The sequence below is a fragment of the Actinoplanes sp. NPDC051861 genome (assembly GCF_040681145.1).
Lineage (GTDB): Bacteria > Actinomycetota > Actinomycetes > Mycobacteriales > Micromonosporaceae > Actinoplanes.
Window position 1 is genome coordinate 682,358 of sequence record NZ_JBFAYE010000002.1, and the last position, 22,035, is coordinate 704,392.

The window sequence follows — 22,035 nt, forward strand, 5'->3', positions numbered from 1 at the left end:
CCGCGGAGGGCCAGCAGGATCGGGGCATGACTTCAGCGATCGCCTTCTTCGAGGCCCGTCTCGCCTTCGAGACCGATGTCAGCGACGTGCACGCCGACCTGGAAGCCGGCGTCGCCGGCGTCGTCGTGATCGACTCCCGCAGCGCCGAGTCGTGGCGGCAGGGTCACCTCCCGCAGGCCGTGCACCTGCCCACCCGCGAGATCGCCGCGCGGGCCGCCGAGGTGGTTCCACCCGGCGCGAGCGTGGTGACCTACTGCTGGGGGCCGGGGTGCAACGGCGCGACCCGGGCGGCCCTGGAGTTCGCCAGGCTCGGCTACCCGGTCAAGGAGATGATCGGCGGGTACGAGTACTGGGTGCGCGAGGGCTTCCCGGTCCGCGACGAGCACGGCGTCAGGGCGCGCCCGGCCGACGAACTGACCGCACCGATCGGCGCGGCCTGCGGCTGCTGAGTCAGTCCGCCTGTGCCGCGGCCGGTGCTGCCCGGCGGTTGACCGCGACGGCCTCGGCCACGTTGAGCACCACCGGCACCAGCACGAGCACGAGCAGCGCGACGACCGCGGGCAGCAGCACGCCGAGCGGCATCAGGGCGAGCGCGACCACCGCGGCGATGACGCGGCCCCAGCCCGGGACCCGGAACATTCGCCACCGGGTGTAGCCGAATGTTCCCAGGTAGAGCGCGGTGCCGCCGAAGAGCAGCGCGGCCGAGTCGGTGTGCAGGTGCTCGCCGGGGTGACTGACCACCTCGGCGAGCCCGACGGCGACGGCGATGACACCGCCGATGAAGAACAGATGACCGTACGCGAGGACGGTGCGGATCACGTCGGTCTGCACCTCGGCGGTCTCCAGGGCGTGCCGGATGCCGTCCGCCGCGTACGAGAAGTAGACCCACCAGAGGCCGCAGGCGAGCGCGAACGACGCGGCGACGGCCAGCAGCCGGGCGCTGGTCAGTGACTCACCGGCCGCCACGCCGCCGACCGCCACGACGGCCTCGCCGAGCGCGATGATCTGGAACAGGCCGAACCGCTCGGGAAGGTGGTGCGGCTCGAACTTGATCATCGCGAGGCGCCGGCGGACCAGTCGCGGCGTGAGCAGGTCGATGGCGGCCGCCAGCGTCCAGAGCACGATCCTCGCCGGGCCGTCCACCAGGCCGCCCGCCAGCATCAGCGGTCCGGTGAGGACGGCGCTGACGCTGAACGTGTTGATCGGGATGTTGCGCCACCCGCGGAACACGAGCGCGGCCAGGATCAGGCGGGCGCCCCAGTAGGCGGCGCCCAGCAGAGCTCCACGGTCGTCGTACGCGTACGGCAGCGCGAGCGCCATGAAGAGACTCGCCAGCCCGATCCCGAACACGCCGATCCGGTCCAGCGGGTTGTCAACGTCGTGGGTGTTGGCGTGCACCGACGTGCCGACCCACGTCCAGTAGACCGGCACGAAGACGATCAGCGCCTGGCCCACGCCGGCCCAGGAGTGGTCGTCGTGCAGCAGGTGCGACACCTGCGTCACGGCGAAGACGAAGACGACGTCGAAGAAGAGCTCTGCCCAGGTGACCCGCTTCTCCACTCTCGTCGTCTCCTAGCCGAATAGGTTGTCCAGCCACTCGTTGCGGAACGTCCCGGCCGGGTCCATGCGGCGCATCAGTGCGGCGAAGTCGTCGAACCGGGGGTAGAGGTCACGCAGCACCGCCGGGGCGGTCGTGAATATCTTGCCCCAGTGCGGGCGGGCGGCCAACGGGGCCAGGACCCGCTCGATGTCGGCGACGACCGGCAGCACCGCCTCGGTGTCGGCGATCCAGGTGAAGTGCAGCGCGAGACTGTCCCGTTCGTAGTTGGGGCTCAGCCAGAGGTCGTCGGCGGCGATCGTACGGATCTCGCAGACCTGAAGGACGGACGCGACCCGCTCGCCCAGCGTGCCCACCGCCTCGATCGCGGCCCGGGCGAGCTCGCGAGGCACGTGCCACTCGGACTGCAGTTCCTCGCCGCTGCTCGGGGTGAACTCCACCCGGAAGTGCGGCAGCCGGGTGTGCCACGGACCGGGCACGCCGCCCTGCTCGGTGCAGCTGGCCGTGGGCATGCCGGGTACCGGATGGCGTGGGCCGTCGGCGGGACGGGCGCCGTGCCAGTCGCCGGCCGGCATCGGGTCGTGCCGCTTGACCCAGACCTGGTCGATGCCGGGGCCGGTCCAGCGGGTGAAGAGGCTGACGCTGTAGCCGTCCGCGAGGATCTCGTCGAGGGCGTCGCCGAGAGCCGCGGCGGGCAGGTCGTCGTAGACGTACTGGCGCAGCTCGAAGGCGGGCACGACGTCCAGGGTCAGCGCGGTCACCACGCCCAGGGCGCCGAGGCCGACGACCGCGCCGGCGTCACCGGTCAGCGTGACCAGCTCGCCGTCGGCGCGGACGATCTCCAGACCGGAGACCGCGGTGGCCAGGTTGCCGTGACGCACGCCGGAGCCGTGCGTGGCGGTCGCCACCGCGCCGGCCACCGAGATGTGCGGCAGCGAGGCCATGTTGTGCACGGCCAGGCCCTCCTCGGCCAGACGGGTGGCGAGTTCGCCGTACCGGATGCCGCCGTCCACGCGTACCGAGGCGCGGTCGGCCGCCACCTCCACGGTGCGCGGCAGGTCGGCGAGGGACAGCAGGTCGCCGTCGGTGTCGGCGAGCCGGTTGAACGAGTGCCCGCTGCCGAGCACCCGGAGCCGGCCGGACGCGGCGACGGTCTCGCGTACCTCGTCGATCGAGTGCGGGCGATGCACCCGCTCGGCGCCGAAGACGATGTTGCCGGCCCAGTTCGTCAGTCGTTCCCGCATCGTTCTCCCAGGTCGCCGGAGCAGTCACTGTTCACCCTACGGCGGGTACGGGAACTTCGACGTTCATAGGGTTTGGCCGGGTCTGCAGGGTTATGGTCGGGGCGACCGGCCGACCATAGGAGGGCTCGGGATGGCGTCGATCGTGGTCGCGGAAGATGACACCGACATCGCCGAGTTGCTCGCCACCGTGCTGAGCAAAGAGGGCCATACGGTGCACACCGCACCGACCGGTGCCGCCGCGCTCGAAACCATCACGCGGACCCCGCCCGATCTGATCATTCTCGACCACCACATGCCCGGCATGAGCGGTCTGGACGTGGCGGGCCGGCTGCGCGCCGAGGGTGCCACCGCGGACATTCCGGTGATCATGCTGTCGGCGGCGGCGCCGGCCGCCGCGCGCGGCCTGGTCGACGTCACCATCTCCAAGCCGGTACGCCCGAAGCACCTGGTCGACGCGGCCACCGAGCTGCTGGCCGCCCGCCGGGCCGGCGAGGTACCCGCGGCGCACGACGCGTCCACCCAGCTGGTCGACGTCGAGCGGCTGCTGGCGGTCTCCGACTTCCTGGCCCGCCCGGCGCACGGTGCGAACCTGGACGCGTTCGCGGAGGAGCTGACCCGGGTCACCGGGGTGCCGATGGCCGCGATCACCCTGGTGCTCAACGACAGCGTGGTGGTGGCCGGCTCGTACGGGCTCCCGCGCTGGGTGACCGAGGCCGGCGGTGTGCCGGTCGAGTGGTCGCCGGACACCATCGTGGTCGCCGAGGACGTACCGGTGCTGATCAGCGACAGCCGGGCCGACGAGGAGTACGCGGACACGCCCCTCTTCTCGGTCAGCGGCGTCCGGTCGTACGCGAGCGTCCCGCTCAACTCACCGGAGGGTCACGTCGTCGGCGCTCTCTGTGTGATGGATGACAAGCCGGGGACCTGCACCGAGGACACCGTGCAGACCCTGCATTCGCAGCGTGCGCAGGCACTGGGACTGCTCTCGCGCGCGGGGTAGGAAATCGCCCGCTGTAACCCATTGTTATATTAGTTCACACTGTTATCGTGTCCGGTCGATTTGTCACTGTCTGATCACTGTGCGACGCATCCGGCCCTTTATGTGGGTAAACGGAGGTCTCCGGGCACATAAAATCGCCCGCAGATCCAAATCGAGATCAGCTGCACGTTCTCTCGTAACGAAACCTGCGTCACAATCAGTCACGCCCACGGCGATGGGCGGGCAGGATGCAGCGCGGCGGAATCGTGAGCGAGAGGAAAAGCGCGAAATGGCGGAGATCCATCACTTCGAGTACGGATGGGTTACCCCCGCGGTCAGCTACGTCCTGTCCGTGCTCGGTTCCCTCCTCGGCCTCACCAGTGCGGTCCGGCTCCGGTCGGCCAAGTCCGGCGGTGAGCGCGCCTGGTGGCTGGCGCTCGCCGCGGTCGCCATCGGCGCCACCGGCATCTGGAGCATGCACTTCGTCGCGATGATGGGCTTCAGCGTCGTCGGCACCCCCATCCGGTACGACATCGGCCTGACCATCGCCAGCGCGGTGATCGCGTTCGTGGCCGTCGGCGTCGGCCTGGCGATCGCGCTGCTCGGCGAGTCCGCCACCCGCGTCCGCATCCTGATCGGCGGTGTCCTGGCCGGCCTCGGCGTGGCCGCGATGCACTACACCGGCATGGCCGCGATGGAGTTGCAGGGCCACATCCACTACGCCGGCCGCGAGGTGATCCTCTCCATCGCGATCGCCGTCGTCGCCGCGACCGTCGCGCTCTGGCTCACCCTGGTCGTCAAGAAGCCGATCGTCATCTTCGCGTCCGCGCTGGTCATGGGCGTCGCGGTCAACGGCATGCACTTCACCGGGATGATGGCGATGTCGGTGCTCCCCGAGGACACGTTCGGCTCGGTCGCCGGCGCGACCGCCAGCGGCCTGCTCGTCCCCGTCGGCGGTGCCGTCCTGTTCGCCGTCCTCGGCATGGTGTACGCCCTGGCCGCCGCTCCCACCGAGGAGGACCGGGTGGCCGCCGCCTATCTCGCTCAGCGCCTCGAGTCCCGCTCCGAGCAGCCCTCCGGCCCGCAGCCGGGTCAGCTCTGGGGCCAGCGCCCGCAGCAGGGTCAGCAGCAGGGTCAGCAGCAGGGCCGGCCGGGTCAGCAGCAGGGCCAGGCGCCGGGCCGCTCCACCCTCGGGGACAGCTCGTGGACCTATCGCGACCGAGGCCGGCAAAACTAGGCCAGTTACGCCAAACGGACGTCCTACCTTTATCGTCCGAACCGGCAGATGATCGACCCGCATGGCGTCTGACCTGGGGTTTAGGGTTTCGACGGCTTGATTGCGCGAGCGAATCGGGGAGATTCACATGGCCGTCGGCATTCTGGGCACCGGGTCGTACCTACCGGCAAAGGTCGTGACCAACGTGGACCTCCGGGAGCTGGTGCCCGACGCCGACCCGGAGTGGGTGACCCGCAAGACCCTGATCGAGGCCCGCCGGTTCGCCGCACCGCACGAGGCGGCCTCCGACCTCGCCGCGAACGCCGCCCGGGAAGCTCTCGACCGGGCCGGCGTCGCGGCGGCGGAGATCGACTATCTGATCGTCTCGACCTCGACCGGCGACTCGCCGCAGCCGCCCACGTCGAACCTCGTACAGAACCTGATCGGCGCCGACCGTGCCGCGTGTTTCGACGTCAACGCGGTCTGCGCCGGCTTCGTCTTCGCACTCGGCGTGGCGAACGGCCTGGTCGCCGCGAACCCGGGCGCTCTGGTCCTGGTGATCGCGTCGGACATCTACTCCCGCATCCTCGACTTCGGCGACCGGCGCACCGCGGTGCTCTTCGGTGACGGCGCCGGCGCGGCCGTGGTCGGCGCGGTGCCCGAGGGCTACGGAATCGTCGACCTGGACCTCGCGTCCCGGGGCGACGCCAACGAGCTCATCCACGTCAAGGGCGGCGGGAGCCGGCTGCCGGCCTCCGCCGAGACGGTCGCCGCCGGCGACCACTACTTCCGGATGAACGGCCGCGGCGTCCGTGACTTCGTGGCCACCGCGGTCCCGCCGGCGCTGGACGCGATGCTGCGGCGCAACAACTACAAGGCCGAGGACGTCGACCACTTCGTCCCGCACCAGGCCAACGGCGTCATGCTGCAGGAGCTGGTGGACGCGGCGGGCTTCCAGAGCGCGCACACCCACCTCACGCTGCCCTGGTACGGCAACGTCGGCAGCGCGTCGTTGCCCGTCACGCTGGACGACGCGGCCCGCAACGGCTCCCTGCGCGACGGCGACCTCGTGATGCTCGCCGGCTTCGGTGGTGGCATGTCGATGGGCGCTTGCCTGCTGCGCTGGGGCCGCTGACGGCGACCGCTGGGGCCGCTGACGGCGACGGCTGCTGGGGCCGCTGACGGCGCCCGCTGACGGCGACCGCTGGGGCCGCTGACGGCTCGGCCGGTAGACAGAACGCGCGTTCTGTCTACCGGCGTCTACTTCGGCTGGACCAGCCAGTCCCACGCCTTCCGCAGCGCGGTGGTGCGGTTCTCGGCCAGGCCGGCCGGCGCGTCCGCGCTCGGCTCGGCGAGCCGGTCGGCCGGTTCGCTGACGATCACGCCGCGCTCGAAGAGGCCGTCGACCTGGTCGCCGCCGGCGAAGCGGTGACCGTCGCTCGTCTTGATCAGCAGGCCGTGGAAGACGTCCTCGCGCTCGTCGGCGAGGACGTGCTCCACCGTCCCCACCGAGTCGCCGGACCGGTCGTAGACCGCCGTGCCGTCCGCCAGGACCAGATAGGACACCGGGGCGCCGAGGTCCTCGGGCTCGTTCTCGCTGTTCTGCGTCATGCCCGCGGATTACCCGGGTGGTGTCGGGTTCAGTCCGGCTTTCCGCGCGGCTCTCTTCAACATCATCTTTTCGGCCGAGTCCTTTCTAAACATTTTGTACATATATGGGTTTTCTGGCCGAAACGCCGCCGGAAGACTCGGAGATGCGTCCGAAATTCCCTTAGTGTCCGGTTTGTCGGGTGGCAACCCCCAACATCAGACACGGGAGGATTCCTAATGCAGAAGAGTCGGCGAATCGGAGCGCTCGTCGCCCTCGCCACGGCCGCGGCCGGCATCGGCGCGATGACGGCGGCCTCGCCCGCCGCGGCGATCGTTCGCGGACCCCAGCCGGTCTCCACCTGGCTGCAGAAGGTGCAGGCGGGCAGCAGCACGTGGATCAACGTCCACTGGCGTACCGACCGCAAGGTCTGCGACGTCGTGGTCCGGGTCAAGGGCGACCGGGTGAAGGTCGACTACGCGAACTTCCGGCGGATCGGCGCGCTGTCCCGCGGCGCGACGCTGCGGCCGGGACGCACCGACTACACGCGTATCCGGGTGACGCCGTTCCAGCGTGACAGCGGAGTGGCCAAGCTGTGGGCGACGGTCTCCTGGGACAACTGCGGCTACAAGGCTCGCACCCAGACCCGCACGACCGTGCTGTCGCTGCCGGTCCTGCGGAAGTACTACCCGGGTGGCATCAGCGGTCCGGGCGTCCCCGGGCACGGCTACCCGGGCGGTCCGAAGCATCAGGGCGGTGTCCCGAGTGCTTCCGGGCCGGGCGGCTCTGGCCATCACAGCATCCCCGGCATTGGCCAGAGCCAGCCCGGCGCGCAGAAGCCCGACCGGAACACGAAGCCTGACCGGAACATGAATCCTGACCGGCACACGAAGCCTGCCCAGGACGCGCTGCCGAACCCGGCGACGCTCCCGGCGCAGGACGCCAAGCCGGCGCAGGACACTCAGCCGGTCCAGGTGGCGCCGCCGGCGCAGGATGCGAAGCCGGACCAGGTGGCGCCGCCCGCGCAGGACACCAAGCCGGCCCAGGATGCGAAGCCGGCCCAGGATGCGAAGCCGGCCCAGGATGCGAAGCCGGACCAGGTGACGCCGCCGGCGCAGGACAACAAGCCGGCGCAGGACAACAAGCCGGCGCAGGACAACAAGCCGGCGCAGGACACTCAGCCGGCCAACGACGGCCCGCGCACCAATGACGGCCCGCGCACCAATGACGGCCCGCGCACCAATGACGGTCCCCGGACCAATGACGGTCCCCGGACCAACGACGGTCCCCGGACCAACGACGGTCCCCGGAACAACAACGGACCGCGGAACAACAACAACAGCGACGCTCCGCGTAGCTGACCCACAACAACGACGCGCGGCCGGTGCTCACCGGCCGCGCGTCGCGTTGTGTGGAGAGCGCCTACCGGTACGCCATGATCAGCCCGGCCGGGTCCGCACACACCAGCTCGAGGGCCCGCGCCACGACCGCCGGGTCGTAGGTCGTCGAGTGGAACGTCGCCTCCAGGTGCAGGACGCCGTTCATCTCGCTCGTGGTCAGCGTGATCCCCTCCGGCCCGTTCAGCGTCGGGACGCTCTGGTTCACCCGCCCGGCCGGCCCGACCGCCCACGGCAGATCCCCGAGCACGTCGTGGCGCCCCTGGTTGCTGAAGGTCAGCCGGGGTTTCGGCTCGGCCGCGACCGTCACCGGGTACGGGTCCGGCATCCCCGGCGTACCGGTCAGCATGATCTTGCCCTCCCGCAGCAGCATCATGGTCAGGATCCGGCCGGTGGCCAGCTCCGCCTTGAGCGTCTTGTGGATGGCGACCGGGTCGGTGAGGCTCGGCGGCGACAGGAACGGCCCCTGGCAGAAGTTGCTGTCGACGCTGACACCCGAGTCCAGGTATCGGCGGGCGTCCGCGAGGAACGTGCCGCCGCGCAGGTCCGGCTGGAACCCGAGGTCGCGCAGGGCGGCGGTGAACGCGGCGAACGTGATCGCCGAGGTGGTGACGCCGGGCGCGTACTGGTCACGCCAGAGCCGCATGTCGCCGAGCACCCCGCCGGACCGGGCCGTGACCACGGTCAGGTTCGCCTGCCAGGGCCGGGTGGGCACGTCCTCGGTGTGCGGCGGGCGCGGGAAGCTGAGCCCCTGCTTCCACCGGCCGGGGTGCAGGCCGAACTGCTTCCACCACGCCTTGACCAGCGCCGTCCGGTGTCGCTTCGACGGCGCGATGCGGGCCGCCCGGCCCTCGTACGCGGCCTGGACCAACTCGTGCACCAGCGCGTTCACCGGCCCGGCGTCGCCGTACGCGTGCGCCACCTTCATCGCGAAGTAGCCGCCGCCGACCAGGATCCGCACCGGGTGGTGTGCCCGAGGCTCGGCCTGCAGGTGGCGGGTCATCGCGTCGAAGTCGACCGGCCCGTGTCCCAGGTCGGTGACCGCCTCCGTGACGTACCTGGCGAACGACGCCGCGTCCATGTGCTGCCAGTTGGCGCCGGAACGGTCCAGCCGCGAGACCGCGCGGTGGGTGGGGTCGGCGGTGTGCAGGCCGATCAGCGCGTTGCGCACCCGCTCGGCGGTGACCCCGGTGAGCGGGCCGACCGTGCGGATGTACTCCAGCGGCAGCCATGCGCGCTCGCGCAGGGTCAGGCTGGTGGTGGACATGACGTTCACTCCCTCTGCTACCGCGGACTTGTCGATGACGGGGGCGAAAACGACCCTCAGCACCGTCGGTGCTACCAGCACCATCTCGATCGCCATGACCACGGCCACCGCGGTGACCAGGCCGTTCAAGCCGTGCTGAGTGCCGCCGTACCACGCGGCCAGCAGCTCGGCGACACCGGCGAAGACCGAGAAGACCCCGGCGCCGCGCAGGCTGCCGTTGACCCGGGAGATCGCCAGGAAGAAGTGGTGGAAGACGAACGGCACGTACGTCAGCGCCAGGATGGCGAGCGCGCCGCCGGCGGTGGTGGCGTACGCGGCGCCGAACAGCGACATGATCGGCTCGGCGAGCAACAGCACCACGAGCGAGACCGGCAGTCCGCCGCCGAGGCAGATCAGCAGGCCCACGCGTACCTTGCCGCGCAGCGCCGCCCTGTCGCCGGCGGTCACCGCGAAAAGCGTGAGCGCGACGTTGCCCGGCACCATGGCCAGGAACGACAGCACCATGAACGCGGTGTAGAACGCCGCGTTCGCCTCGGCCGACAGCACCGCGGTCACGACCAGCGGCAGCGCGGCGCGCGGCAGGTACGTCGCCAGGTTCAGCAGGTTGTGGTCGAAGGTGGCCCGGCCGCGTCCGCGCAGCAGTCGCGCGCTGGGCCGCAGCGAGTCGATCATGCGGCGGCGGCGCAGGGCCCGGAACAGGATCGCGGTCGACGTGACGACGCCGGCCACCCAGGTCAGCAGCAGCTCGCCGCCGGTCAGCGTGCCGGGCAGCACGGCCACCAGGCCGAGCAGCACCAGCTTGATCACCGAGAACCAGGCGTTGCGCATGAGCTGGAGAGGGCCCTGCAGGAGGCCGACCATGGCCTCGTCCAGCACCAGAGTCATGGCGTTCAGCGCGATGCCGGCGACCAGCAGCGCGGTGGCGGCGGTGCCGCCGAACGCGTCCTTCAGGCCCGGGATCCACAGGTGCGCGACGGCCACGTAGATCAGGCCACCGGTGGTGGCCGCGGTGCCGGCGGCCAGGACGCAGGTGGAGATCAGGTCCCATCTGCCCCGGCTGATCGACGGGAGTTCGGAGATGAGCATGGTGCCCATGCCGAACATGCCGATCGTGCCGATCAGGGTCATCGCCGAGACCGCGGCGGAGGCCTGGCCCACGGCTTCCAGCGGTGCCACGTGGGCCGCGACCCACCAGTACGCGAACCCGAACAGCGACGTGATGAGCGTGGTCGCCATGAGCGAGCCCGCGTTCAGGAAGAGGTCGACGTGCCCCTTCAGCGCCGTGAGGATGCCGCTTGCCGGTCCCGGTGCGGCGTGCCGTGGCGCGGCTTCGGTTGCCGTCATTCCGCCAGTACCCCCAATGATCAACCAGCAGCAAAGCTAGTAACTCACTGTGTTCATCGGGTAGGGCGAGATGGTCGGGAAACCGGTCCGATCGGCCGAGACGGACATCACCCTCGGTGACGTCAGAGCCAGCCGGAGCGCTTCAGCTTGAGGTAGACCCCGCCGCCGATGACGGCCATCGTGGCGATCGCGGCGCTGAATCCCCACCACGACCTGATCCAGGGCATCTCGTCGAAGTTCATGCCGAAGATCCCGGCGACCACCGTGGGTACCGCCGCGATGGCCGCCCACGACGCGATCTTGCGCATGTCGTGGTTCTGGTCGACCGAGACCTGTGCCAGCCGCGCCTGCAGGATCGAGTTCAGCAGGTCGTCGAAGCCGGCCACCCGGTCCACCGCCCGGCCCAGCCGGCCGCGCACGTCCTCCAGGTAGGGGCGCAGCCCGGCCGGCAACCCGCGCATGTCCAGCAGCCGGGACAGCGGCTCGGCCAGCGGCAGCACCGCGCGCTTGAACTCCACCATCTCCCGCTTGAGCTGGTACAGGTGGGCGAACTCGCCGGAGCGCTCGGTCGCGAACGTCTCCTCCTCGATGCGGTCGAGGTCGCGCTCCACGTGCTCGGCGACGTCGAGGTAGCTGTCGACCATCCGGCTGCCGACCGCGTACGCCACCGCCCAGGGACCCTGCCGCAGCACCTCCGGGCGTCCCTCCAGCTCGCGGCGCACCGCCCAGAGCGGGCCGACCGGGCCGTGCCGCACGGTGATCGCGAACGACGGGCCGACGAGCACCGTCACGTCGCCGGTCTCCACCACCTCGGAGGTCGCGGTGAGCTGGTCGTGCTCGACGTACCGCGCGGTGCGCAGCACCAGCCGGGTCACCTCGCCGAGCGTCTCCACCCCGGGCCGGTGCCCGCCGGAGACGGCCTGCTCGACCAGCAGCTCGTGCAGGCCGAACACCTCCGCGACGGTGTTCATCGTGGCCCGGTCGGGTTCGTGCAGGCCGAGCCAGACGAACGCGCCGCGCCGGCGGGCGAGCCGTGCTGCCTCCGGGAACGGGGTCTGTCCCGGCCCGCTGCGCCGCACACCCGCGGCGTAGACGGCGCAGTCCACCACCGCGTCCGGGTTGCCGCGCCGGGCGGCCGGCAGCGGCTCGGCCGGCCGGAGGCTTCCCACCAGCCGGCCGAGGGCGCCGGGGAGATCGAGTCCGCGGGAGCGGGACGAGGAACGACCGAGCATCCGAGAAAAGTAGCGTCAGTCGGAGCGTTTCATCGCACGGACACCGATGAACAGTCCGAGCGCGGCCATGCCGGCCGCCGCCACGAGCCCCTCGACGGTGCTGCGCGCGAACACGTCACCCGAGAACAACGCGCGCTCGGCGTTTACCACGTACGTCATGGGGTTGAAGTGTGAAAGAGCCCGCAACCAGCCCGGCCCGTTCTCGATCGGCAACAGCACGCCGGCCAGTAGCAGCAGAGGGAAGAGCAGGGTCTGCTGCACGGTCCAGAACAGCCACTCCTTGTTCTTCGAGGCCAGCGCCAGGGTGTAGGAGAGCGCGCCGAGCCCGACGCAGAAACCGGCAAGGATCAGCAGGCCGAGCACCGCGCCGGGCAGATGCAGGTCGAAGCCGAACGGGATGCAGACCACGACGATCACGGCGGCCTGGGCGATCATCGGCACGATCTCCTTGAGCGCCCGCCCGATCAGCAGGGCCGGCCGCCGCAGCGGGGTGACCAGCATCCGCTCGTGCGAGCCGGTCTGGATCTCGTAGAGCAGGTTGGAGCCGGTCATCGAGGAGCCGAACAGGCAGGACATCACGATGATGCCGGGGACGAACCACTGCAGCGACGCCTCGCCGGGCAGCAGCGGCGCGAACAGCGCCAGGAAGAACAGCGGCTGGATCATCGAGAAGATCACCGAGAACGGGTCCCGGATCACCGGGCGCAGTTCGCGGCTGAAGACGACACGGGTGTCGGCGACGAGAGAAGTCATTTTTCAGGCCTCCACGAGCTCTTCGGTGCGCCCCTCGCGGAGGCTGCGACCGGTCAGGGTCAGGAAAACGTCGTCGAGAGTGGGCCGGGTGACCTCGATCGAGGCGGTGGTGAGCCCGGCCGCGCGCAGGTCGTCGAGGAGCTTCGGCGCCAGATGCGTGCCGTCCTCGGCGGTGACCGTGAGATGCAGGCCGTCCCGCGGGGCGTCCAGGGTCCGTGCGGCTGCGACGGCGTCGAACTCGGTGGCAAAACCGAAGATCACCCGGTCACCGACGTGCTCGGCCTTGAGCCGCTGCGGGGTGTCGTCCGCGATGATCCGGCCGTGGTCGATGACGATCACCCGCTCGGCCATCGAGTCCGCCTCGTCGAGGTAGTGCGTGGTGAGCACGACGGTGGTCTCCCGCTCGGCGCGCAGCCGCAGGATGTGCTCCTGCAGGTTGGCGCGGTTCTGCGGGTCCAGCCCGGTCGAGGGCTCGTCGAGGAAGAGCAGCTCGGGGGAGTGGATCAGGCCCATCGCGATGTCCAGGCGGCGGCGCTGACCGCCGGAGAGCGTCGACACCGTACGGTCGGCGACGTCGCCCAGCCCGAGCGAGTCGACCAGCTCGTTCGCCCGCGCCCGTGCCGCGCGGACGCCCATCCCGTACGCCCGGCCCTGGCTGATCAGCTCGTCGCGGCCGCGCTGGCTGTGCCCGGCGCCGTTGCCCTGCCCGATGTAGCCGATCCGCAGCCGCACCTCGCGCTGCTGCTTGACCACGTCGAATCCGGCCACGCTCGCGCTGCCCGAGGTCGGCGGGATGAGCGTGGTGAGCATCCGCAGAGTGGTCGACTTGCCGGCACCGTTCGGGCCGAGCAGCGCGACGAGTTCGCCGCGCTCCACCGTCAGGTCGATGCCGTCCACCGCCAGGACGTCCTTGAAGCGCTTCGTCAGCTCTCGCGTCTCGATTCTCATGACTTCGACGCTAGGGTTCAAAGCGGCCACTTTCTGACCGCAATGCGGGAGATTCTGGAGTCATGGCGAACACGAGTGCTCGGATGCTGCGACTTCTGTCCCTCCTGCAGACTCATCGCTACTGGCCCGGCGGCGAGCTCGCCGACCGGCTCGAGGTCAGCCCGCGCACCCTGCGGCGCGACGTGGACCGGCTGCGTGAGCTGGGCTATCCGGTGGACGCCAACCGCGGCGTCGCGGGCGGCTATCAGCTGCAGGCGGGCGCGGCGGTGCCACCCCTGCTCCTCGACGACGAGGAGGCGGTCGCCATCGCGGTCGGGCTGCGCAGCGCCGCCGCCGGCTCCGTGGCCGGTTTCGAGGAGACTTCGGTACGCGCCCTCGCGAAGGTCATCCAACTGCTCCCACCGCGGTTGCGCCGCCGCATCGACGCGCTGCAGGCGGTCACCGCTCCCGGCGTGTTCGGCGGCGGCCCGACCCTCGACGCGGCCTCACTGACCACGATCGCGATGGCCTGCCGTGGCGAGGAGCGGCTGCGCTTCGACTACACACCGCGCGAGGGCGAGACCATGCGCCGGTTCGTCGAACCGCACCGGCTCGTCTCGCTCGGCCGCCGGTGGTACCTGGTGGCCTGGGACCTGGATCGCGGCGACTGGCGCAGTTTCCGGGTGGACCGGTTGAGCGACCCGTCGCTGACCGGTGCCCGGTTCCGCCCGCGCGAGCTGCCCGGCGGTGACCCGGTCGCCTGGCTGCGGTCCCGGCTCGCGGCCATACCCAGCCGTTACGACGTATCGGTGGTCATCGAGGCCCCGGCCGAGGCGGTCCGCGCGATGATGGGGCACTGGGCGACCGTCGAGGAACTGCCGGACGGCACCAGCCGGATGCGGATGAACGTCGACGACCTCGGCTGGCCGGTGATGGCCCTGGGGGTGCTCGGAGCGCCGTTCACTGTGGAGTCGCCGGTCGAGCTGCGCGATCGCCTGCGGACAACGGCCGAGGTCCTGGTGCGTGGAGCGGCCTGACCTATATGGACGGACCGGCGCCCCCGTGGCGCCGGTCCGCAGTAATCAAGGTAGCCGCAGGGTGCGACAATTTCCCGTCACTTTTAAGTGATCACTTATATGAGTTTCCGATCGCCCGGTGCATGACCCAGGTCCAGGCGTTGTCGGCCTCGGTGGAGCCGGTCGTGCGGCGGCGCTCGGCCTTGCGGAAGCCCCGCGCCTCGTAGAACAGGATCGCCCGCTCGTTGCCGTCGAGGACGCCGACCCGCATCTCGGCGGCACCCTGCTCGCGGATCTGGTCGGTGACTCGGTTCAGCAACAGGGTGCCCAGCCCGCGGCCACGTTCGTCCGGGTGCAGGTAGAGCACGAAGAGCTCACCGGCGCCCGGTGCGACGAGGCCGCCGGCGGCCGCGCCGAGCACGCGCCCGTCCTCCTCGGCGACCTGGTACCCGAGCCAGCCGGGCGGCGCGGCCGGGATCTGCTTGGCGACCAGCTCGGGGCGGTACCCCTCAGCGAGCATCCGCTCGATGAACTCGTCGCTGACCAGCCCCGGATACGTCGCCCGATAGCCGAGCGTGCAGATGTCGACGATTGCCGTGACGTCCTCGTCCAGCGCTGCCCGTACCTCAGCCCGCTCCTCAGTCATTCGCGGAGAATAGAGTCCTTTGCCGGATGTGGTCGTCGTGCCACTCGGTGCCGACCAGGAACCGTTTCACGCCGACGATCTCGAAGCCGTGTTTGGCGTAGAACTTGGCGGCCCGCACGTTCTGCTGGTTCACCCCGAGCCAGCAGGTCTCGGCGCCGGTCCCGGCGGCCGCCGCCAGCGTCTCGGTCATCAGCGCGCCCGCGAGCCCGCTGCCGTGCCGGTCCCGCGTCAGATAGAACTTGCTCAGCTCGATGCTGGTCTTCTCGTCCACGACGGCCGCCACGTCGGCGTCGCTGATCGGGCCGCGGACCAGCATCGAGTACCCGGCGGGCTGATCGTCCGCGGACACGATCACCAGGATGCGGTCCGGGTCGGCGAGATATCCGGCGAAGCGCTCGGCGGACAGGTGCGTGGCGATGAACGCGTCGATGTCCGCCTGCTCGGTGCCGGGCGGGCAGGCCAGCCCGAAGGTCCGCGCGGCGATGTCGTGCAGAACTAGCTCGTCGCCGACGACGCCGTGACGCGTGGTGATCGTCATGGAGAAACAGTTTAGAGTGTTCAGAGTGCGCGCCCAGACGAAGCAGCTCAGCGATGTGATTCCGCTTCCGGCCTCGGTGCGGCCGGTCCCGGCCGCGTCGTTCACGATCGTTTCCGGTACGGCGGTGAGCGCACCGCCGTCCGCCACCGCCGTCGCGGCTCATCTCGCCGCTCATCTCGCCGCGAAGTGGGATCTTCCGGTCGGTGAGGGTGGTGCGATCCGTCTCGTCGAGGACAGCGGTCTACCCGCCGAGGCCTATCGGCTGGAGATCACCTCGGAGTCGGTGACGCTCACCGGTGGCACCGCGCAGGGGCTGTTCTGGGGCGTCCAGACCCTGCTGCAACTCGGCCCGGAGCTGCCGGGCGGCGTGATCGAGGACGCGCCCCGGTACGCGTACCGGGGCGCGATGCTGGACCTGGCACGGCACTTCTTCACCGCTGACGAGGTGAAGGCACACATCGACCTGCTCGTCCAATTCAAGATCAATCACCTGCACCTGCACCTCACCGACGACCAGGGCTGGCGCCTGGAGATCCCGGGCTGGCCGCTGCTCACCGAGGTCAGCGGCGGCGAGGGCACCGGCGTCGACGGGACCGGGCCGGGCTTCCTGACCCTGGCCGAGTACGCCGACGTGGTCGCCTACGCCGCCGAGCGGTTCGTCACGATCGTCCCCGAGATCGACATGCCGGGGCACGTGAACGCGGTGCAGCTCGCGTACCCGGAACTGACCGCTGACGGGCAGCCGGTGTCGCAGCGCACCGACGCCGAGGTCGGCTACAGCTCGCTGGTGGCCGGCAAGGAGGAGACGTACGCCTTCGTCGAGGACGTGATCAAAGCCGTCTGCGACGTGACGCCGGGGCCGTACCTGCACATCGGCGGTGACGAGTGTCACTCCACCCCGCCCGAGGACTACCGCACGTTCCTGGCGCGGGTGCTCCCGCTGCCCGGCAAGTACGGCAAGCGCGCCATCGGCTGGCACGAGATCGCCGCGGCCGACCTGCCGGAGACGGCCGTCGTCCAGTACTGGCGCATCGAGGGCGACGCCCCCGACGTGGCGCGCGCCGCTGCCGCCGGGCGGCAGGTCATCATGGCGCCCGCCGACCGCACCTACCTGGACATGAAGTACGACCCGGACACCCGGCTCGGCCTCGACTGGGCCGGTCACGTCAGCGTGCGCCGCTCCTACGACTGGGACCCCGCCGACCGCCTGCCCGGCGTCGGGGAACAGGCCCTGCTCGGCGTCGAGGCTCCCCTCTGGTCCGAGACGCTGCGCAGCGTGGCCGACCTCCAGTACCTGACGTTCCCCCGGCTTCCGGCGATCGCCGAGGTCGCCTGGTCCCCGCGCGCCGCCCGGAACTGGGAGTCGTTCCGCACCCGGCTGGCCGCCTTCGGCCCCCGCTGGGAGGCCACCGGCGTCACCTTCCACCGCTCACCCGAGATCGACTGGTGACCACCCCGGTTGCGTGTTGAGTTCGGCCTCTCCACGCACCCCAACTCCACACGCTGTCGGGTTGCCCGGTTGCGTGTGGAGTTCGGCCTCTCTGCGCACCCCAACTCCACACGGTGGGGTTGCCCGGTTGCGTGTGGAGTTCGGCCTCTCTGCGCACCCCAACTCCACACGGAATGGGGTTGGTGGGCCGTAACCCTTGAGAGCTAGGCCGAGTGGCTGATCGGTGGTGGCCGTGGCGCTCGTATAACCCGGGTGCGCGGGTGCGAGACCGGCCCGGCGTCGATTCGCGCCCTACGCTAGGGCCGATGTCGGGGAGGGGTACGGCTTGAGCAACGGTGCACGAGCGGCGCGGGCCTCGGCTGCGGCGCTCGCCGGGTTCCTGGTCGTGGCGGGACTGCAGCTGGCCGTGGTGCTGGCCGTCCTCTGGACGGTGCTGTCGCTGCTGCCGAGCGAGCTCGCGCTGCGTGCGGGCGTGCCGCTGAGCATCGCCACGTTCGGTGCGCTGCTGTACGCGACGTGGCGCGCCCTGCACACCCGGGTCCGGGTGCCGGCCGGTGTGGCGGTGACCCGCGACGACGCCCCGCTCCTCTGGGACCTGATCGACAAAGCGTCCGGTGCCGCCGGCGTCCGGCCGCCGAACGGGGTGACCGTCGTGGCGGAGGCGACCGCCGTGCTGGGGTTCGTCGGCGGCCGCCGCGAGCTCTACCTGGGACTTCCACTGCTCATGGCCTGGGATGCCGACCGCGTCCGGGCGGTGGTCACGCATGAGCTGGCACACGGATCGCCGAGGTTGAGCCGGTGGGCGCCGGTGGCGTACCGCGGGCGGCTGACCATCGGGCGGATCGTGCCGCGGATCTCCCGGCGGAACCCGGCGGGCGCGGTGCTGAGGGCGTACGCGGGGTGGTACCGGAAGGTGGACGCGCCGTTCAGCCGTGAGCAGGAGCTGGCGGCGGACCGGATCGCGGCCGAGCACGCGGGTGCGGAGCCGACGATGGCGGCGCTGCGGGACCTGCCCGCTCTGGCCGGGATGCAGAAGATGTTCCACGCGGAGTACGTCGGACCGGGGTGGCAGGCGGGTTTCGTGCCGGACGACGTTTTCGGCGGGTTGTTGCGGGTGCTGGCGGCTCGAGCCGGGGATCTGAATCGGCTTCGCGGGCAGGAGCCGGAGGTGGTCACCTGGGACACGCATCCGCCGCTGGCGGAGAGACTGGCCGCTCTGTCCCCTTCCGAGGAAAGCTCGCCGGCTCCTGCGGAAGAAGCGCCGGCCCCCGAGGATCTCGTGCCCTTCCTGCCGAAGCTCGGGCAGGCGCTGCAGGCGGTGGCGTTCCCGCCCGGAGGCCGCACGGTCGTCGGCTGGGACGAGTGCCTCAGCGTGGCGCGCACCTCGGAGATGGAGCGTGAGGCCGAGGCGGCGCTGGCCACCCTCTCGCGCGCGGCGGGAACCCCGGTCGCCGGTCCCGCGCAGGTGCTCGAACTCGCCGAGGACGAGCGGCTGCGCACCGCGGCCGGCACCCTGTTCCCCGGGCGTTCGCCGGAGGAGACGACCGAGCGGATCGTCGATCTGCTCGGGCTCATGCTGGCGCTCGCGGCGCTGCGCAGCGGTGTCGTCCGGTGGCGGCACAGCTGGACCGGCGCGGCCGAGGTGGTCGGCGTCGACGGGGCGTACCTGAACCTGGCCGAGATCGCCGCGGCGGCCGCCGATCCGGCGAGCCTCGCGGAGGTCCGCGCCTATCTGGACAAGATCGGTGTGGACCTGGCGGCGGCGCCGGCCGGTGGCGGTGGGCAGGCCCGGGCCCAGGTCCTCGGCGGGCTGGTGAACCTCTCGGCGGACGGCGCGCGCACCGACCTGCTGATCACGGACCTCGGGCTGTACCTGGTGCCGGGGCTGCCGCGCGGCCGGGCCGCCGAGGCGAAGCGGCGCCTGACCCGAATCGCCGCTGAGGGCGTCGGCCCCGGTGCCCCGCCTTCCACTTCGGATTCGTCCTCCTCGGGGTCGTCCTCTTCGGGACTGGCGAGCCCACCCGAGGGGGAATCCACTAGTTCCGGCAATTCGGATATAGGCCGATTCGTGGCTTTCGCGGATGTGGCCGGCGTGTCCACTCGGCCCGGCCGGCGTCGCGGCTGGGTGCTGAACCTGCGCGCCGGTGGCAGCATGACCGTTCGCCCGGCCTTCGACAGCGAGGAACTGCCCGGTGGCTGGTCGGCCTGGGACGACGCCGTGTCGTTCCTGACCGGCACTCGCTGAACTGCTCGGCTGCGCTCCCCGTACCTCAAAGCGACCACAGTCTTATCCGCGACGGATGAGCAACCATTACGTCACTTTGGGTCACAATAACTCCGTCGATTGTTCGCTTCGGCCACGCTCTAATTGGGTAGCAGGGTGCCGGGTGAGGCGCGACGATCGTCTCGTTAGCGGGGGAGGGCGCTCATGGAACGGGGTCCACTGGCGCTATTCGGAGCCATCGTTGCGATCGGTGTCGGCCCGGCCCTGTGGCTGGGTGCTCAACTGGGTGCGGTGAACCTCGCGCCCAACGAGCGGCCATCGACTGTCGGCGAGCAGTTCCCGGACAACGACACCGGAGTCGAGATGGACTTCGGCGGTTCGGGTGCCGGGGAGGCGCCGGAGAACGCCGATCCGATCACGCGTTACACACTGCCGCCGGCCAAGCCCGGCGTCGCACCGCCGGCCACCGAGCCGGTCTCGAGCCCGACGGCCACCGCCGGGTCAACCTCGCCGTCGGCCAGCCCGTCGGCCTCACCGTCCACGAACGAACCGGAAGTGGAGCCGTCCGAGAGCGAGACGTCCACGCCGCCGGTCGAGAGCACCGAGCCGACCGAGGAGCCGGAGCCGACGGACTCACCGACGTCACCGGCGCAGCCGGAACAGTGACAGCGAAAGGGCAGGGAGCCGATCGGCTCCCCGCCCTTTCCTCTCACCCTCAGAGTCCCAGCAGACGGTTCAGGATGTCGCGGTAACTGCGCAGTTCCACCCGCAGCGCCTCGGTGTCCTCGGTGCCCTTCGCCAGGGATCCACGCTGGTCGCGCAGTGCCGAGGTCAGCTTGTCGACGGCCTCGTCGACCAGCCCGGCGGCCTCGGCGGTGGCGCCCTTCGGGTCGTCGACGAAGCGGAGCTGGACGTCACGCCAGCGTTCGCGCAGCGCCTCGGTGTCGGCGGCCGGGAAGAAGGGCGCCGGGCCGGCGACCACCGGCGTCACCGCGGGGGCCTCCTCGGCCGTGTCCTCGACGCCGTCGTCGTCCCTGTCCTCGGTGCCTGCCTCGACCGGGGCCACGACGTCGGTGCTCGTGTCGCCGCTGTCGGTCTCGGCCTTCGAGTCCGCGCTTTCAACCGTGTCGACCTTGTCCTCATCCGACTTATCTGATTTGTCGGATTCATCGGGTTCGTCGCTCAGGTGTGGGTCGTCGAACGTGCCCTTGTCGTCCAGCGCGAGGTCGACAGCGTGGTCGTCCGAGCCGTGCCGGGTCTCCGACGTCGTGTGGTCCCAGCCGGTCTCGTCGTCCGGGTGCCCCAGGCTCTCGCTCTCGTAGAGGTCGCGGTCCGCCGAGCGGTCGTCCAGCGGCTCGGTCCGGTCGTCGGCGATGCCGGAGGCGGCGTCCGTGGTCCGGTCGGTGGAGTGCGAGTCCGTGGAGCGCGAGTCCGGGTCGGCGGCGGCGGACGCGGCCGCCGCGCCGCCCACAGTGGAAGCGCCGAACGCCGTCGGCTGCGGCGCGGGCTCGGCCACGACCGGCCGATCGGTGTCGTCGGCCGGCCCGTGCTGCCACGGCGACCCGGCACGCTGCTGCGGAACCGCGACCGGGTCGGACTGCACGTGGTCCGGTTGCTCGTCCTGCTCGGTACGGGTGTCGGTGTCCCGCTCGTCGTTGTCCTTGGCCTCGTTGGAGAAGAAACGCATCGTGGAACTCCTCAGCGGCTGGTGGCGTCGGGCCGGGAGCGGGCGACGCCGGGTTCGGTGGCGGTGTCCTCGGTATGGGCCACGTTACGGTCCTCGTGAGCCGATCGCTGGGTGGGTGCGGTGCGCCCGGCCGGCTTCTCGTCACCGGCGGGAGTGTCCGAAATTTTCGAAGTTTCCGTGGCGGCGGGCGAGGTGGGTGTGACCTTCGCGACCGGGTCCTCGCCGAGCAGGTCGGCGAAGAGCGCGCGGTAGTGGACCAGCGCCTGCCGTAGGTCCTCGGTCTCGGCCTCGTCGTTCTTGCTGCGCCGGCTGATCTCGTGGGCCGAGCGGTAGTGCTCCAGGGTGGCGGCGTGCTCCACGGAGAGGTTGGCGACGCGCTCGTCGTAGTCGCCGGTCGGGTACCCGCGCTCGGCGATCAGCTTGGTGGTCAGCTCGTCGGCGGTCGCGACCGCCTCGGCCGGGCTGTCGACGAAGAGGATCTGGACCTCTTCCCAGGCAGCTGAGTATTTGGCCCGGGACTCCGGCGAGAGCGGCTTGAGCTCCAGCTGCGCGTGGCGCTTGGTGCGTTCCAGCAACTCGCGCTCCGCCTCCGAGCGGTTGCCGGTGTCGGCGACCACCCGGTCGTACTCGGGGCCGAACGTCTGCTGGAGCCTGCGCCGCCGCGCGGCCCGGACACCGAGGACGATCGCGGCCAGAACAAGCAGGATGACGACGATCAGGACGATGGTGACGGTGGGGGACATCAGGTTCCTCCTTCTTCCTCTGGAGGTATTCCCACTCGGTACCGTCCACCAATCCCGTTCGGCGCGACGAGGTGTCAAACGGTCGGTCCGGATCAGCGTGCACGTGCGTCCGCCGATGCCGATGCACAGATCTCTCGCCTGCGCTGTCGCATGCCCGACGATCTCGCAAAAAGATCGCATGCCAATCTGCCTGGACAAACGGTATGGATGCTCAGCATCTGATACC

Annotated in this window: 20 protein-coding genes; 8 read left to right on the forward strand and 12 right to left on the reverse strand. The window is 70.7% G+C overall.

Annotated features, from left to right (window positions below; all coding sequences use genetic code 11):
- The first annotated feature begins 26 nt into the window (after positions 1-26).
- Complete coding sequence (locus tag AB0M02_RS09865) at positions 27-449, forward strand: rhodanese-like domain-containing protein (protein ID WP_364224088.1); 423 nt, start codon at positions 27-29, stop codon at positions 447-449.
- A gap of 1 nt (position 450) precedes the next feature.
- On the opposite strand, the gene AB0M02_RS09870 is transcribed toward AB0M02_RS09865, so the two are convergent.
- Positions 451-1,560: a low temperature requirement protein A gene (locus AB0M02_RS09870; protein ID WP_364224090.1), complete on the reverse strand. Its 1,110-nt coding sequence runs from the start codon at positions 1,558-1,560 to the stop codon at positions 451-453.
- 12 nt (positions 1,561-1,572) lie between these two features.
- A complete protein-coding gene (locus tag AB0M02_RS09875; RefSeq protein WP_364224092.1) occupies positions 1,573-2,802 on the reverse strand; it encodes a D-arabinono-1,4-lactone oxidase in 1,230 nt (409 codons plus the stop codon).
- A gap of 130 nt (positions 2,803-2,932) precedes the next feature.
- Here AB0M02_RS09875 and AB0M02_RS09880 point away from each other — a divergent pair, with 130 nt between their 5' ends.
- The 3 genes from AB0M02_RS09880 to AB0M02_RS09890 all read left to right on the forward strand — a co-directional run bounded on the left by AB0M02_RS09880 (position 2,933) and on the right by AB0M02_RS09890 (position 6,132).
- Positions 2,933-3,802: a response regulator gene (locus AB0M02_RS09880; RefSeq protein ID WP_364224094.1), complete on the forward strand. Its 870-nt coding sequence runs from the start codon at positions 2,933-2,935 to the stop codon at positions 3,800-3,802.
- A gap of 268 nt (positions 3,803-4,070) precedes the next feature.
- Positions 4,071-5,018, forward strand: coding sequence for an MHYT domain-containing protein (locus tag AB0M02_RS09885; protein WP_364224096.1), 948 nt, complete (start codon positions 4,071-4,073; stop codon positions 5,016-5,018).
- Between the two features lie 127 nt (positions 5,019-5,145).
- On the forward strand, positions 5,146-6,132 hold the full coding sequence (locus tag AB0M02_RS09890; protein WP_364224098.1) for a ketoacyl-ACP synthase III: 987 nt from the start codon (positions 5,146-5,148) through the stop codon (positions 6,130-6,132).
- A gap of 125 nt (positions 6,133-6,257) precedes the next feature.
- Here AB0M02_RS09890 and AB0M02_RS09895 read toward each other — a convergent pair whose 3' ends face one another.
- The 6 genes from AB0M02_RS09895 to AB0M02_RS09920 all read right to left on the reverse strand — a co-directional run bounded on the left by AB0M02_RS09895 (position 6,258) and on the right by AB0M02_RS09920 (position 13,526).
- A complete protein-coding gene (locus tag AB0M02_RS09895) occupies positions 6,258-6,608 on the reverse strand; it encodes a PRC-barrel domain-containing protein (protein ID WP_364224100.1) in 351 nt (116 codons plus the stop codon).
- Between the two features lie 213 nt (positions 6,609-6,821).
- Entirely contained in the window at positions 6,822-7,847 is a 1,026-nt protein-coding gene (locus AB0M02_RS09900) for a hypothetical protein (protein ID WP_364224519.1), read from the reverse strand.
- A gap of 160 nt (positions 7,848-8,007) precedes the next feature.
- A complete protein-coding gene (locus AB0M02_RS09905; protein WP_364224102.1) occupies positions 8,008-10,593 on the reverse strand; it encodes a hypothetical protein in 2,586 nt (861 codons plus the stop codon).
- Between the two features lie 122 nt (positions 10,594-10,715).
- Positions 10,716-11,825 carry a magnesium and cobalt transport protein CorA gene (locus tag AB0M02_RS09910; protein WP_364224104.1) on the reverse strand — a complete coding sequence of 370 codons (1,110 nt, stop codon included), beginning with the start codon at positions 11,823-11,825 and terminating at the stop codon, positions 10,716-10,718.
- A 15-nt stretch (positions 11,826-11,840) separates the two neighbouring features.
- A complete protein-coding gene (locus AB0M02_RS09915) occupies positions 11,841-12,578 on the reverse strand; it encodes an ABC transporter permease (RefSeq protein WP_364224106.1) in 738 nt (245 codons plus the stop codon).
- A 3-nt stretch (positions 12,579-12,581) separates the two neighbouring features.
- On the reverse strand, positions 12,582-13,526 hold the full coding sequence (locus AB0M02_RS09920; RefSeq protein ID WP_364224108.1) for an ABC transporter ATP-binding protein: 945 nt from the start codon (positions 13,524-13,526) through the stop codon (positions 12,582-12,584).
- Between the two features lie 62 nt (positions 13,527-13,588).
- Here AB0M02_RS09920 and AB0M02_RS09925 point away from each other — a divergent pair, with 62 nt between their 5' ends.
- Positions 13,589-14,542, forward strand: a complete 954-nt coding sequence (locus AB0M02_RS09925) for a YafY family protein (RefSeq protein WP_364224110.1) — start codon at positions 13,589-13,591, stop codon at positions 14,540-14,542.
- A 91-nt stretch (positions 14,543-14,633) separates the two neighbouring features.
- Here the strand turns inward: AB0M02_RS09925 and AB0M02_RS09930 are convergent, their stop codons facing one another.
- Complete coding sequence (locus AB0M02_RS09930) at positions 14,634-15,167, reverse strand: GNAT family N-acetyltransferase (RefSeq protein WP_364224112.1); 534 nt, start codon at positions 15,165-15,167, stop codon at positions 14,634-14,636.
- Positions 15,160-15,705 carry a GNAT family N-acetyltransferase gene (locus AB0M02_RS09935; RefSeq protein ID WP_364224114.1) on the reverse strand — a complete coding sequence of 182 codons (546 nt, stop codon included), beginning with the start codon at positions 15,703-15,705 and terminating at the stop codon, positions 15,160-15,162. The genes AB0M02_RS09930 and AB0M02_RS09935 overlap by 8 nt, the downstream gene beginning before the upstream one ends.
- Before the next feature lie 25 nt (positions 15,706-15,730).
- Here AB0M02_RS09935 and AB0M02_RS09940 point away from each other — a divergent pair, with 25 nt between their 5' ends.
- The 3 genes from AB0M02_RS09940 (at position 15,731) to AB0M02_RS09950 (ending at position 20,045) form a co-directional block, all read left to right on the forward strand.
- On the forward strand, positions 15,731-17,155 hold the full coding sequence (locus tag AB0M02_RS09940) for a family 20 glycosylhydrolase (RefSeq protein WP_364224116.1): 1,425 nt from the start codon (positions 15,731-15,733) through the stop codon (positions 17,153-17,155).
- Between the two features lie 325 nt (positions 17,156-17,480).
- Complete coding sequence (locus AB0M02_RS09945) at positions 17,481-19,400, forward strand: M48 family metallopeptidase (protein ID WP_364224118.1); 1,920 nt, start codon at positions 17,481-17,483, stop codon at positions 19,398-19,400.
- 183 nt (positions 19,401-19,583) lie between these two features.
- Positions 19,584-20,045: a hypothetical protein gene (locus tag AB0M02_RS09950; RefSeq protein WP_364224120.1), complete on the forward strand. Its 462-nt coding sequence runs from the start codon at positions 19,584-19,586 to the stop codon at positions 20,043-20,045.
- 49 nt (positions 20,046-20,094) lie between these two features.
- Here the strand turns inward: AB0M02_RS09950 and AB0M02_RS09955 are convergent, their stop codons facing one another.
- On the reverse strand, positions 20,095-21,066 hold the full coding sequence (locus AB0M02_RS09955) for a hypothetical protein (RefSeq protein WP_364224122.1): 972 nt from the start codon (positions 21,064-21,066) through the stop codon (positions 20,095-20,097).
- A gap of 11 nt (positions 21,067-21,077) precedes the next feature.
- A complete protein-coding gene (locus AB0M02_RS09960) occupies positions 21,078-21,809 on the reverse strand; it encodes a hypothetical protein (RefSeq protein WP_364224124.1) in 732 nt (243 codons plus the stop codon).
- Positions 21,810-22,035: the final 226 nt, after the last annotated feature.

What these genes read in the sequence shown, in the direction of transcription:
- AB0M02_RS09865 (WP_364224088.1), top strand. Translation starts at nt 27, where the DNA reads ATGACTTCAGCGATCGCCTTCTTCGAGGCCCGTCTCGCCTTCGAGACC.
- AB0M02_RS09875 (WP_364224092.1), bottom strand. Translation starts at nt 2,802, where the DNA reads ATGCGGGAACGACTGACGAACTGGGCCGGCAACATCGTCTTCGGCGCC.
- AB0M02_RS09880 (WP_364224094.1), top strand. Translation starts at nt 2,933, where the DNA reads ATGGCGTCGATCGTGGTCGCGGAAGATGACACCGACATCGCCGAGTTG.
- AB0M02_RS09885 (WP_364224096.1), top strand. Translation starts at nt 4,071, where the DNA reads ATGGCGGAGATCCATCACTTCGAGTACGGATGGGTTACCCCCGCGGTC.
- AB0M02_RS09890 (WP_364224098.1), top strand. Translation starts at nt 5,146, where the DNA reads ATGGCCGTCGGCATTCTGGGCACCGGGTCGTACCTACCGGCAAAGGTC.
- AB0M02_RS09895 (WP_364224100.1), bottom strand. Translation starts at nt 6,608, where the DNA reads ATGACGCAGAACAGCGAGAACGAGCCCGAGGACCTCGGCGCCCCGGTG.
- AB0M02_RS09905 (WP_364224102.1), bottom strand. Translation starts at nt 10,593, where the DNA reads ATGACGGCAACCGAAGCCGCGCCACGGCACGCCGCACCGGGACCGGCA.
- AB0M02_RS09910 (WP_364224104.1), bottom strand. Translation starts at nt 11,825, where the DNA reads ATGCTCGGTCGTTCCTCGTCCCGCTCCCGCGGACTCGATCTCCCCGGC.
- AB0M02_RS09915 (WP_364224106.1), bottom strand. Translation starts at nt 12,578, where the DNA reads ATGACTTCTCTCGTCGCCGACACCCGTGTCGTCTTCAGCCGCGAACTG.
- AB0M02_RS09920 (WP_364224108.1), bottom strand. Translation starts at nt 13,526, where the DNA reads ATGAGAATCGAGACGCGAGAGCTGACGAAGCGCTTCAAGGACGTCCTG.
- AB0M02_RS09925 (WP_364224110.1), top strand. Translation starts at nt 13,589, where the DNA reads ATGGCGAACACGAGTGCTCGGATGCTGCGACTTCTGTCCCTCCTGCAG.
- AB0M02_RS09930 (WP_364224112.1), bottom strand. Translation starts at nt 15,167, where the DNA reads ATGACTGAGGAGCGGGCTGAGGTACGGGCAGCGCTGGACGAGGACGTC.
- AB0M02_RS09935 (WP_364224114.1), bottom strand. Translation starts at nt 15,705, where the DNA reads ATGACGATCACCACGCGTCACGGCGTCGTCGGCGACGAGCTAGTTCTG.
- AB0M02_RS09950 (WP_364224120.1), top strand. Translation starts at nt 19,584, where the DNA reads ATGGAACGGGGTCCACTGGCGCTATTCGGAGCCATCGTTGCGATCGGT.
- AB0M02_RS09955 (WP_364224122.1), bottom strand. Translation starts at nt 21,066, where the DNA reads ATGCGTTTCTTCTCCAACGAGGCCAAGGACAACGACGAGCGGGACACC.
- AB0M02_RS09960 (WP_364224124.1), bottom strand. Translation starts at nt 21,809, where the DNA reads ATGTCCCCCACCGTCACCATCGTCCTGATCGTCGTCATCCTGCTTGTT.